At 66.0% G+C, this 11,809-nt stretch carries 9 protein-coding genes; all 9 read left to right on the plus strand.

The window, feature by feature from the left end:
- Positions 1–13: 13 nt before the first annotated feature.
- The 9 genes from ctaD to ACWDMM_RS28655 all read left to right on the plus strand — a co-directional run bounded on the left by ctaD (position 14) and on the right by ACWDMM_RS28655 (position 11,577).
- Entirely contained in the window at positions 14–1,723 is a 1,710-nt protein-coding gene (gene ctaD, locus ACWDMM_RS28615) for an aa3-type cytochrome oxidase subunit I (protein WP_357110981.1), read from the plus strand.
- 229 nt (positions 1,724–1,952) lie between these two features.
- Complete coding sequence (gene prpD / locus ACWDMM_RS28620) at positions 1,953–3,455, plus strand: 2-methylcitrate dehydratase PrpD (RefSeq protein ID WP_357110984.1); 1,503 nt, start codon at positions 1,953–1,955, stop codon at positions 3,453–3,455.
- Positions 3,455–4,369 carry a methylisocitrate lyase gene (gene prpB, locus ACWDMM_RS28625; protein ID WP_357110987.1) on the plus strand — a complete coding sequence of 305 codons (915 nt, stop codon included), beginning with the start codon at positions 3,455–3,457 and terminating at the stop codon, positions 4,367–4,369. Before prpD ends, prpB begins: the two co-directional genes overlap by 1 nt.
- Positions 4,369–5,493: a bifunctional 2-methylcitrate synthase/citrate synthase gene (locus tag ACWDMM_RS28630; RefSeq protein WP_357110990.1), complete on the plus strand. Its 1,125-nt coding sequence runs from the start codon at positions 4,369–4,371 to the stop codon at positions 5,491–5,493. Before prpB ends, ACWDMM_RS28630 begins: the two co-directional genes overlap by 1 nt.
- A 151-nt stretch (positions 5,494–5,644) precedes the next feature.
- Positions 5,645–6,352, plus strand: coding sequence for a DUF6069 family protein (locus tag ACWDMM_RS28635; RefSeq protein WP_397068457.1), 708 nt, complete (start codon positions 5,645–5,647; stop codon positions 6,350–6,352).
- A 611-nt stretch (positions 6,353–6,963) separates the two neighbouring features.
- A complete protein-coding gene (locus tag ACWDMM_RS28640; RefSeq protein WP_195083277.1) occupies positions 6,964–7,875 on the plus strand; it encodes a cutinase family protein in 912 nt (303 codons plus the stop codon).
- 40 nt (positions 7,876–7,915) lie between these two features.
- Entirely contained in the window at positions 7,916–8,224 is a 309-nt protein-coding gene (locus ACWDMM_RS28645) for a MerR family DNA-binding protein (protein WP_357111008.1), read from the plus strand.
- 65 nt (positions 8,225–8,289) lie between these two features.
- Positions 8,290–9,768, plus strand: a complete 1,479-nt coding sequence (locus tag ACWDMM_RS28650) for a phospholipase D-like domain-containing protein (protein WP_449940406.1) — start codon at positions 8,290–8,292, stop codon at positions 9,766–9,768.
- 96 nt (positions 9,769–9,864) lie between these two features.
- The gene (locus ACWDMM_RS28655) at positions 9,865–11,577 is read left to right on the plus strand and encodes an acyl-CoA dehydrogenase family protein (protein WP_195083275.1); all 1,713 of its coding nucleotides are present in this window, start codon (positions 9,865–9,867) and stop codon (positions 11,575–11,577) included.
- The last annotated feature ends 232 nt before the right edge of the window (positions 11,578–11,809 follow it).

Genomic DNA, 11,809 nt, shown 5'->3' on the forward strand with positions numbered 1-11,809 from the left:
ATGAGGAGCAGCGATGACTCAGGTGTCGTTTCCACTCACACCGCAGCTCACGCCGACCAAACCGTATCCGGCGCGAACCGCTGCGAAGGGCGCGGTGTTGTGGCGGGTGGTCACCACGACCGACCCGAAGGTGCTCGGCATCATGTATCTCGTCGCCGCCACCGCCTTCTTCTTGGTCGGCGGGCTGATGGCGCTGCTCATGCGCGCGGAACTGGCGCGGCCGGGCCTGCAGTTCCTGTCGCCCGAGCAATACAACCAGTTGTTCACCATCCACGGCACCGTCATGCTCCTGCTGTATGCGACTCCGACGGTCTTCGGATTCGCCAACGCGGTCCTGCCCCTGCAACTCGGCGCACCCGACGTGGCGTTTCCACGTTTGAACGCGCTGAGTTTCTGGCTGTTTCTCTTCGGAGGGACGATGGTGGTGTCCGGATTCGTCACTCCGGGCGGAGCCGCTGATTTCGGGTGGACGGCGTATACGCCGCTGAGCGATATCGTCCATGCGCCCGGAGCCGGCGCCGATCTGTGGATCATGGGCTTGGCCGTATCCGGATTGGGCACCATTCTCGGCGCGGTGAACATGATCACCACCATCGTGTGTCTGCGTGCGCCCGGTATGACGATGTTCCGGATGTCCATGTTCGGATGGAACATCCTGGTGACCAGCATCCTGGTCCTGCTCGCGTTCCCCATCCTCACCGCCGCCCTGATGGCGCTGGCCTACGACCGGCACCTCGGCGGGCACATCTACGACCCCGCTACCGGTGGGGTGGTGCTCTGGCAGCATCTGTTCTGGTTCTTCGGACACCCCGAGGTCTACATCGTGGCGCTGCCGTTCTTCGGGATCATCAGCGAGATCCTTCCCGTCTTCAGCCGCAAACCCCTGTTCGGCTACGGACCTCTGGTGTACGCCACCATCTCGATCGGCGTGCTGTCGGCAGCGGTATGGGCGCATCACATGTTCGCCACGGGCGCGGTGCTGATGCCCTTCTTCTCGATGATGACGTTCCTGATCGCGGTGCCGACCGGGGTGAAATTCTTCAACTGGATCGGCACTATGTGGAAAGGGAACCTGACCTTCGAGACACCGATGCTGTTCGCCGTCGGCTTCATCGTCACCTTCTTGTTCGGTGGACTGTCCGGTGTCATCCTCGCGAGCCCGCCGTTGGACTGGCAGATCCACGACAGCTATTTCGTCGTGGCCCACTTCCATTACGTGCTGTTCGGCACCATCGTCTTCGCCACCTTCGCCGGGATCTATTTCTGGTTCCCCAAGATGACCGGGCGCTACATGGACGAACGCCTCGGCAGGCTGCATTTCTGGACCACCTTCGTCGGCTTCCACACGACGTTTCTCGTGCAGCACTGGCTGGGCGCAGAGGGAATGCCCCGCCGGTACGCCGACTATCTACCGACCGACGGGTTCACCGCGCTGAACGCCGTCTCGACCGTCGGCTCGTTCATCCTGGGCGTCTCGATGATCACGTTCGTGTGGAACGCGTTCCGCAGCTACCGTTACGGCGAGGTGGTCACGGTGGACGACGCCTGGGGCGCGGGAAACTCCCTCGAATGGGCAACGACCTGCCCGCCTCCCCGCCACAACTTCTACGAACTCCCTCGTATCCGGTCCGAACGCCCGGCCTTCGAACTCCACTACCCGCACATGCGCGAACGGATGCGCGACGAACTGCACGTCGGCTGGGGCTCGCAGGCAGGCTCGTGACGCGTCCGCCTCGGCAGTGCGGATGACGGTCGCCACCGCCGCGCGCCGCGTTGAGGGGAGCCACCCGCTGTGCGGCTCGGGCGGGTTCCGCCGATGGTTTTCGCAACCTCCACAAATTCGCTGAATCGAATACGCAAATCTCCGCATTTGCGACGGATTTCCGGCCGATAGACGCATGGGTAGTGTGCGAATTCGAGAACACGGTATTTGTTGTCTGGAGGCTCACCTCGTGAAAAATCACCTCGTCCGCACCCACCGCTCCGCCGAGCACTTCCCGCGCGAGGAGCATCTCGCGTGGCGGATCGCCGAGGTCGCCGCGGATCCGGTGGCGGTCGTGCCGGAGACCGAGGAGATGATCGTCAACCGGATCATCGACAACGCGGCGGTCGCGGCGGCGTCGGTGACGCGCCGCCCGGTGGCCAACGCGCGCGCCCAGGCGCTGGCACACCCGTATCGGCCCGGCGCGACCGTCTTCGGCGTCGGCGGCCGATACGCACCGGAGTGGGCGGCGTGGGCCAACGGCGTGGCCGTGCGCGAACTGGACTTCCACGACACGTTCCTGGCCGCGGAGTACTCCCACCCCGGCGACAACATCCCGCCGGTCCTGGCGGTGGCCCAGCACGCCGGGCGCAGCGGCCGGGATCTGATCCGCGGGTTGGCGACCGGATACGAGATCCAGGTGGATCTGACGCGGGCGATCTGCCTGCACGAGCACAAGATCGACCATGTCGCCCACCTCGGTCCCTCCGCCGCCGCCGGTATCGGCACCCTGCTCGGGCTCGACACCGAGACCATCTACCAGGCCGTCGGCCAGGCACTGCACACCACCACCGCGACCAGGCAGTCGCGCAAGGGGGAGATCTCCAGTTGGAAGGCCTACGCGCCGGCTTTCGCCGGGAAAATGGCGGTGGAGGCGGTCGATCGCGCCTTACGCGGCGAAGGCGCGCCCGCGCCGATCTGGGAAGGCGAGGACGGCGTCATCGCCTGGCTGCTGGGCGGCCCCGAGAAGGAGTACTCGGTGCCGCTGCCAGGCCCGGGTGAACCCAAGCGCGGCATCCTGGACACCTACACCAAGGAGCATTCCGCCGAATACCAGAGCCAGGCCCCGATCGATCTGGCTCGCCGGATGCGCGAGCGAATCGGCGACCTGGATCGGATCGCCTCGATCGTGCTGTACACCAGCCACCACACGCACGTGGTGATCGGCACCGGATCGAACGACCCGCAGAAGTTCGACCCGAAGGCGTCGCGGGAAACGCTCGATCACTCCGTCATGTACATCTTCGCCGTCGCCTTGCAGGACGGCGTCTGGCATCACGAACGCTCCTACGCCCCCGAGCGCGCGCAGCGGCCCGACACCGTCGCGCTGTGGCGCAAGATCTCCACCGCCGAGGACCCGGAGTGGACCCGGCGTTATCACTCGACCGACCCGAAGGAGAAGGCGTTCGGCGCCCGCGCGGAGGTCACGCTGCACAGCGGTGAAGTCATCGTCGACGAGCTGGCGGTCGCCGACGCGCATCCGCTCGGCGCGCGGCCCTTCGCCCGCGACCAGTACATCGCGAAGTTCCGCGCTCTCGCCGACGGCGTGGTGGACCCGGCCGAACAGGACCGCTTCCTCGACATCGCGCAGCGTACGGGCGCGTTGTCCGCCGACGAACTGCCGCAGCTGAATCTCACCGTGTCCGATGACGTTCTGGCGCGTGCGCCGAAGCTGCCGAAGGGACTGTTCTGATGACGGGACTGCTGGCCGCCGCCACCTCGGCCGCCGACAAGCGCGCCGCGTTCCGCGCGGGGCTTGCCTCGAATCGTCTGCAGCGTCTCCCGGGTGCGTTCAATCCTCTGGTGGCCAAGCTGATCCAGGAAATCGGCTTCGAAGGCGTCTACGTCTCCGGCGCGGTGGTCTCGGCCGATCTCGCGCTGCCGGATATCGGGCTCACCACGTTGACCGAGGTGTCGGAGCGCGGCCGGCAGGTCGCGCGAGTGACCGATCTGCCGGTGCTCATCGACGCCGACACCGGCTTCGGGGAACCGATGAGCGCCGCGCGCACGGTTTCCATCCTCGAAGACGCCGGAATCGCCGGGTGTCACCTCGAGGATCAGGTGAACCCGAAACGGTGCGGTCACCTCGACGGCAAGGCCGTGGTGCCGACCGAGGAGATGGTGCGCAGACTCCGGGCCGCGGTGTCCGCCCGGCGGGACCCGAACTTCGTGATCTGTGCGCGGACCGATGCCGCCGGGATCGAAGGCATCGACGCCGCGATCGATCGGGCGAAAGCCTACGCCGCGGCCGGCGCGGATCTGGTCTTCACCGAAGCGCTGCGCACCGTCGCCGATTTCGAGAGGTTCCGGGCCGCGGTGGCGATTCCTTTGCTGGCGAATATGACCGAATACGGCAAGTCCGAACTCGTTCCCGCGTCGACGCTGGAAAAGATCGGCTACAACGCGGTGATCTACCCGGTGTCCACACTGCGATTGGCGATGTTCGCCGCCGAAGCGGGACTGCGGGAGATCTTCGAGCAAGGCACGCAATGGGGCCTGCTCGATCGCATGCAGCATCGTTCGCGTCTCTACGAATTGCTCCGGTACGAGCGATACAACGAATTCGACTCCGCGATATTCGATTTCACTCTGGAGAGGAACCAGTGATGCCGGAGACCGTGATACCGGCCATCCGCAAAGGCCTGGCAGGCGTCGTCGTCGACACCACCGCCATCTCGAAGGTGGTGCCGGAAACCAACTCCTTGACCTACCGCGGCTACGCCGTGCAGGACCTGGCCGCCCACTGCAGTTTCGAGCAGGTGGCCTATCTGCTCTGGTACGGCGAGTTGCCCTCGAACGCCGAATTGGAGCTGTTCCAGCAGCGCGAACGCGCCTCCCGTCGAGCCGACCGATCACTGCTGTCGCTGGTGGCCAAGTTGCCCGACACCTGCCACCCGATGGATGTGGTCCGCACCGCCATCAGCTATCTGGGCGCCGAGGACCCGGCCGAAGACGACAATTCCGCGAAAGCCAATCGGGCCAAGGCGCTGCGCATGTTCGCGGTGCTGCCGACCATCGTCGCGGCCGACCACCGCCGTCGCCACGGTCTCGACCCGATCGCACCGCACTCCCACCTGGGATACGCGGAGAACTTCCTGAACATGTGCTTCGGAACCGTCCCGGCACGCGAGCTGGTCGAAGCGTTCGAGATGTCGTTGATCCTCTACGCCGAGCACAGCTTCAACGCCTCCACCTTCGCCGCCCGCGTCGTGACCTCCACGCTGTCGGACATCTACAGCGCCGTCACCGCCGCCATCGGCGCGTTGAAGGGGCCACTGCACGGCGGAGCGAACGAAGCCGTCATGCACGACATGCTGGAGATCGGCGATCCCGCGCTGGCCGGGGACTGGGTGCGTGACAAGCTGGCGCGCAAGGAAAAGGTGATGGGCTTCGGCCATCGGGTCTACAAGAACGGTGACTCCCGGGTCCCCACCATGAAGAAGGCCTTCCTCGACATCGCCGCGGCGACCGGCGGCCAGAAATGGGTGCGGATGTACGAGGCCGTCGAGCGCGCCATGCACGAGGCCACCGGCATCGAGCCGAATCTCGACTTCCCCACCGGCCCCGCCTACTACCTGCTCGGATTCGATATCGAAGCGTTCACGCCGATCTTCGTGATGAGCCGCATCACCGGCTGGACCGCCCACATCGTCGAACAAGGCGAATCGAACGCGCTGATCCGGCCGCTGAGCGCATACGTCGGCGTCCCGCAACGCTCGGTCGTGGCCTGAAGTTTCGCGCAGCGCGGAGGCGCGGGTGCGGCCGTTCCGATGTCCATGGCGCGGCCACCGGCGCAGCGGAGTTGGGTAGGGAGCCAGCGGCCGTCACGGTCCCGCCCTACACTCGACGCACACGCATGCTTTCCACGGAGGTGATCGGCGGTTGAATCCCATGGATCCGCGCGACCAGCACACCGCACGCTACGAACCCGGTTATCAGCCGGGCGATTACCGTGATCCCGGGTACGGCCAGGATCGTGGATACAGCCAGCCTTCCGGGCGCGGCCCCGCTCGCGGGTACGGGCAGCCCGCCGGATACGGCCAGGACCACGGATACGGCCAGCCCTCCCCGTACGGCCAGGACCAGGCCTCCGAGTACGGTCAGGATGCCGGGCCGGGTGCGTATCAGCACTCCGAACCTCGTGGCAGGCAACCTCGGCCGCGGCAGGAGCCGGACGTCAATATCGGCATGTTCGTCGGCGGTGTCGTCGCGGCCGCGGTGGTGACCGCGCTGGCGGCGTGGCTGTGTGCCTGGATCATCGAGATCATCGCCACCCGTGTGAGCGAGAGCGGCAAGTTCGGGGTGTGGAACCCGATGGCCCAGGACGCGTACTGGTTCGCCGTGGTGGCGTTCATCTGCGCGCTGCTGGGCGGGGTGCTGTGGTATCTGCTGCGCCTGGGTACTCCGTCGCCGGAATTGTTCTTCGGCTGGATCGTCGGCATCCTCACCGCCGCGGCGGTGATCATCCCACTGGCGCTGTCCAGCGACCTCTGGATAGGCATCTCCACCGGAATCGAACATCTGGTGATCGGGCTTCCGATCTTCAGCCTCGTGCGCATGGTGGGCGCCAAGAGCATCGTCTATCGGTGATCGCCCGGCTGCCGAGGCTGCTCCTGCCCTCGCCGCTGGATGGGTTCAACGGTTCGCGGAGGCTTTCGACGGTCGACCGGGTCCGACGGAGCCGGTGACCACCGCGGCCGAAACCATCCGCCATCGTGCGGTCGATTGTGTCGATATGTGACCGACTATTCAACTGCTTCTGAGTCGGAGAGCTGCGCGGCTGCGGGTGGGCGATTGGCGTGCGACATGGCCGATGCCGCCGGGTTCCTGCGGCGTCCAGTGGACAGATGCTTGCGACCGGATGCCGAGCAGCCGGACTCGACGCGCTGGACGGTCATTAAGTTAATGGATATTCTGTTCGTTGCATCGTGTGGCCGCCCTTGCGTGCGCACGATCGGTGCTCGGCTCGACGAGGAGTGGCGCAGGCATGGATGTACTGAGGCGACGCGCGGCGTCGGAACCCGTCGCGCGGTCACGATCGGAAGTGACCGGATCTGCGAGAGGTCGAACTCGGTACGGCCCGAACGGCATGACGGATCCGCCGGTGCCGAACCGGCTCCGCTGACCCGGCCCTCGTTCCCCGCCTTCAACCGAAACTGCGCGAATCGCGCGGACTCGGTGACGAGTACCTGGAGTATTCGATGTTCACTCGATGGAAAACCATGGCCGCCGCGTGTGCGGCGGTGGCGGTGACGACCATTCCGTTCGGTGTCGTGTCCGTCGCGAATGGCGCACCGGCGCACTGCCCGGAGTTGTATGTCGTGGCGATTCCCGGCACCTGGGAGACGTCCAACACCGATCCGGGCGAAGGAATGCTCGCGATGAGCCTGAATGATCTGCCCGGGGACGTCCAGGTCGACTATGTCCATTACGCGGCGACGGCTTTCCCCTGGGAAGGCGAAGTGTACGGTCGCTCCAAACAGGAGGCGATCGACAAAGCGCGCGAGCTGGTCTCGGCAATGGCGCAGGCGTGCGGAGCCGCCCGGATCGCGTTGCTCGGCTACAGCCAAGGCGCCGATGCGGCAGGTGATCTCGCGGCGGAGATCGGCACCGGCCTCGGGGTGGTGCCGCCGCACCGGGTCGTCCTGGTCGGGTTGATCTCCGATCCGCGTCGCTCACCCGGCGACGTCCTGATCGGCCCGCCCGTTCCCGGCGCGGGCGCGATCGGGCCCCGCCCGGGCGGTTTCGGCTGGCTCTCCGCGCGGACATACACCTTCTGCGTCGCGGGTGACCTGTACTGCGCGATGCCGGACGGCGACTTCGCCGGGCGCATCGCGGGATTCTTCGTGCAGCTGTCGAATCCGGATCCCGCGAACATCGACGACTACCAGCGGCAGGCAGCCGAAATCATCGGTGACGCACTGGCCGCGGGCGGCCTCGGCCTGCTGTCCGATCAGCTCAACACCGCCGCGTACGAACAGCGCAGGCAGCAGATCGATGAATTCCTGAAGTCCGGCATTCACCAGAGCTATCCCTTCTACGCCATCGGTCCCGATGCGGCGACGCCGTTGACCTGGCTGCGGCAGCGTCTCATCGAGGCGACGAGGTCCTGAGCGGTTCGCCACCGGCCCCCGATTCCGGGAACGCCGGGGGCTGCTCGCCGAGCCCGACCGCACGCTGGGCGGGCATCGTCAGTATCCCGAGCAGGCGGTGAGCGTGCTGCGGGTGACCAAGGCGGCCCAGCGGCTCGGGTTCACGCTCGACGAAGTCGCCGATCTGCTGGCGGCCACCCGGCGCGGGCAACGCCGCCGCGTCGATGCCGGGTTGCAGGCCCGCGCCGCGACGAAATTGGCTGAGGTCGACGCGAAGCTCGCCGAACTGACCGCGGTGCGCGATTCGCTGCACGCCGCGCTGGCCGCCGGGTGCGATGACCTCAGCGGTCGCCGCCACGGCGCTGGATAGACGCGCAGTACTCTGAAGCGCTCACCTGCGGGGACGGGTGTCCGGCTGGACGGAGAACTGACTACATGAGCGACGAGCGACCAATCCTCATCCCCGGCGACACCTGCTGGCAGATCGCACGGGCCGATCGGCTGGCGTGCATCATCGATGCGGCGGACTATTTCCGCCACGCCAAGTCCGCGATGCTGCAGGCCCGCAAGCGCATTGTGCTGATCGGCTGGGATTTCGATACCCGGATCAAGTTCGAACCCCGGGAGAAGACCCTCGAAGGGCCCGATCGGCTGGGCAAATTCCTGTCCTGGCTGCCGAAGCAGCGGCCTGATCTCGACATCTACCTGCTGAAATGGAATGTCGGCGCGATCGCGGCGATCGGCCGTGGGATGACACCGATCTTCGTCATCAATTGGATGACCGATCGGCGGTTGCACCTGGAAATGGACGGCGCGCACCCGATCGGTTCGGCGCACCATCAGAAGATCGTCGTGATCGATGACGCGCTCGCGTTCTGCGGTGGTATCGACATGACCGTCGATCGCTGGGACACCAGCGACCATCGCGACGACAACCACTACCGAACCGAGCCGAACGGCAACCGGTACGGACCGTGGCACGACGCGACCACCGCCGTCGACGGCGCCGCGGCGAGGGCGATCGGCGAATTGGCTCGGGCGCGGTGGAAGGCGGCGACGGGGCAGCAATTGGCCGCGATCGACGAGATCGCCGGTGAGAAGCCGTGGCCGGAGGGGCTGGAGCCGACGATGCGGTGTGTGGAGGTGGGTATCGCGCGGACCTTCCCGGAACTCGCCGACCGTGCCGAAGTCCGGGAGATCGAGGCGTTGTATCTGGCGGCGATCGCCGGCGCCAGGCGGTCGCTGTACATCGAGAGCCAGTATCTGGCCTCGCGCGTCATCGCCGAGGCGATCGCCGCGCGGTTGCGCGAGCCGAACGGTCCGGAGATCGTGCTGGTGTTGCCGCGTCACGCCGATGGCTGGCTCGAGCAGCAGGCGATGGACGGGGCCCGCCGCCGCCTACTGCGTGTGCTGTGGGACGCCGATGTGGAGAACCGCTTCGGCGTCTACTACCCCGTCACCGAGGCCGGTGCGCCGATCTACGTGCACGCCAAGGTGCTGGTGATGGACGATCGGCTGTTGCGGGTGGGTTCGTCGAACCTCAACAACCGTTCGATGGGCTTCGACACCGAATGCGACCTGGCGGTCGAGGTCACCCCCGTCACCGCGGACGGTGATCTGCTGCGCGAGACCATCCTCGGTATCCGGCGCCAGCTGATCTGCGAACATCTCGATGCCGCAATCGCGGATTTCGACGCCGTGTTCGCCGAGACGTCGTCGCTTCTGCGCACTGTCGAGATGTTGCGCGGCAACGGCCGGACTCTGGTGCGATTCGAGCCGCAGACTGTCGAAGACGAGGACAGCCCGCTTGCGGAGAACGGGCTGATGGACCCCGAACGCACGCCGCCGAGCGTGTGGGACAGCCCCTGGCTCGGCTGGAGCAGGCGGAAGGCAGCGGCGAAGGGGCGCCGATAGACCGCAGTGGAGCGCGCGGCTCGCGGCGCATGATTGACGGCAGGTGCCATCAGTTTTAAAGTGACGGCACCTGCCATCAGTATGAGAGGTGTCGTCATGGCCCTGTTCAACCCGAAAACCGAGACGTTCGAAGAGTTCGATCCAGCCACGCGGGCTCGGCTGCGGTCGGTGGTCGACTTCTTCGAGCGGAAGGGCAAACAGGCGCTCACCGGCGACGCGCACCGGGGGGAGTGGTACGAGGACTGGATGCGGTTCCTCGCCGAGAGCCGGATCATCGCCCACATGGCGACCCCGCGGTCGATCTCGGGCGCGGATCCGGACAAGCGCTGGGACACCGCGTTCATCTCCCGGTTCAACGAGATCACCGGCTTCTATGGATCGCAGTACTGGTACGCGTGGGGTGTTTCGACGCTCGGCCTCGCCACCATCTGGCAGAGCGCCAACGCCAAGGCGCACCTGCGTGCCGCCGAGGAACTCGACCGCGGCGGGATCATCGGGTTCGGATTGTCGGAAAAGGATCATGGCGCCGACATCTACGCCACCGACATGCTGCTGACCCCGGACGGGGCGGGTGGATTCACCGCCACGGGCAGCAAGTACTACATCGGCAACGGCAACGTCGCGAGGATCGTGCCCACCATCGGCAGGCGCACCGACCTGGAAGGGGCCGACGCGTACGTCTGGTTCATCGCCGACAGCCAGCATTCGAACTACCGGCTGGTCAAGAACGTCATCCACGGCCAGAACTTCGTCTCCGCCTACGATCTGGTGGACTACCCCGTCTCGGCCGACGACGTCCTGCACGTGGGCCGCAAGGCATTCGACTCCGCGCTCGCCGCGGTCAACTGCGGCAAGTTCAACATCGGCATGGTCGCGCTGGGGATCGTCCAGCACTGTTTCTACGAGACGATCAACCAGGCGAGCGCCAAGATCCTGTTCGGGCATCCCGTCACCGACTTCCCGCAGGTGCGGCAGATTCTGAGCGACAGCTACGTGCGCATGAACGCCATGCGGCTCTACCACGAACGAGCGATCGACTATATGCGCTCTTCGACGCCGGAGGACCGCCGCTTCGTCATGTTCAACTCCATCGGCAAGATGAAGGTCACCCGCGAGGCCGAGCGCGTGTTCCGCGAACTCTCGGATGTCATCTCCGCCAAGGGTTTCGAGAAGGACTCCTACTTCTCGACGGCCCGCGGCACCATCGATTCGATGCCACGGCTGGAGGGCACCGCGCACGTCAATATGGCCTTGACATTGAAGTTCATGCCGAACTTCCTGTTCAACCCCGCGGATCTGCCGCCGGTCCCGGTGCGACGGGATCCCGGCGACGACGAATCGTTGTTCCGGCAACCGGGCGCGGCGGGTCTCGGCGCGGTGCGATTCGCGGATTGGCGCCCCGCGTACGCGCGTTATCGGCACCTGCCGAATGTGGCGTTGTTCGTCGAACAAGCCGAGCGATTCACCCAGTTCCCGGTGGAGGCGCCGCCCACCCCCGACCAGCTCGAAGATCTGGACTACCAGCTCGCAGTGGGGGAGTTGTTCACCCTGCTGCCCTACGGGCAGCTCATCCTGGAGCAAGCCGAGATCACCGGAGCGTCCGAGGACATCGTGGATTCGATCTTCGAGATATTCGTGCGTGACTTCTCCGCCTACGCGCTGGGAGTGTTCTCGAAAGCCTCATCGACCACGGCCCAGCAGGATTGGGCGCTCAGTGTGCTGCGTAAGCCGATCATCGACGGCGGGCGAACCGCACGCCTGCACGACGAGGTGATGAGTTATGCGGGCGCGTTCGAAATGAACCCGTAGTCGGCTGCCGGTCCCCGCGGCGCTCGGGCGGGCGCAGCGGGGACCGAGAGTGCTGTGCACAGTAACCTGTTCCAGTACTATCACGTATGAATTTCGAGTAACTTGTCGCTGCGGGACCGATCACGGTCGCAGGGGTCCGCCGGTGGGGCAGCTCGCTGAGAATTGTGGAGGTTGGCGTGGGCGTCGAGGTCAGGACCGAGAGTGTGACCAAGTCTTTCGGTTCCCAGCGTAT

The organism is Nocardia sp. NPDC003726 (genome assembly GCF_053586955.1).

Coding starts and splice junctions, on each gene's coding strand:
- prpB (WP_357110987.1), top strand. CDS start 3,455: ATGACGGGACTGCTGGCCGCCGCCACCTCGGCCGCCGACAAGCGCGCC.
- ACWDMM_RS28630 (WP_357110990.1), top strand. CDS start 4,369: ATGCCGGAGACCGTGATACCGGCCATCCGCAAAGGCCTGGCAGGCGTC.
- ctaD (WP_357110981.1), top strand. CDS start 14: ATGACTCAGGTGTCGTTTCCACTCACACCGCAGCTCACGCCGACCAAA.
- ACWDMM_RS28655 (WP_195083275.1), top strand. CDS start 9,865: ATGGCCCTGTTCAACCCGAAAACCGAGACGTTCGAAGAGTTCGATCCA.
- ACWDMM_RS28640 (WP_195083277.1), top strand. CDS start 6,964: ATGTTCACTCGATGGAAAACCATGGCCGCCGCGTGTGCGGCGGTGGCG.
- ACWDMM_RS28650 (WP_449940406.1), top strand. CDS start 8,290: ATGAGCGACGAGCGACCAATCCTCATCCCCGGCGACACCTGCTGGCAG.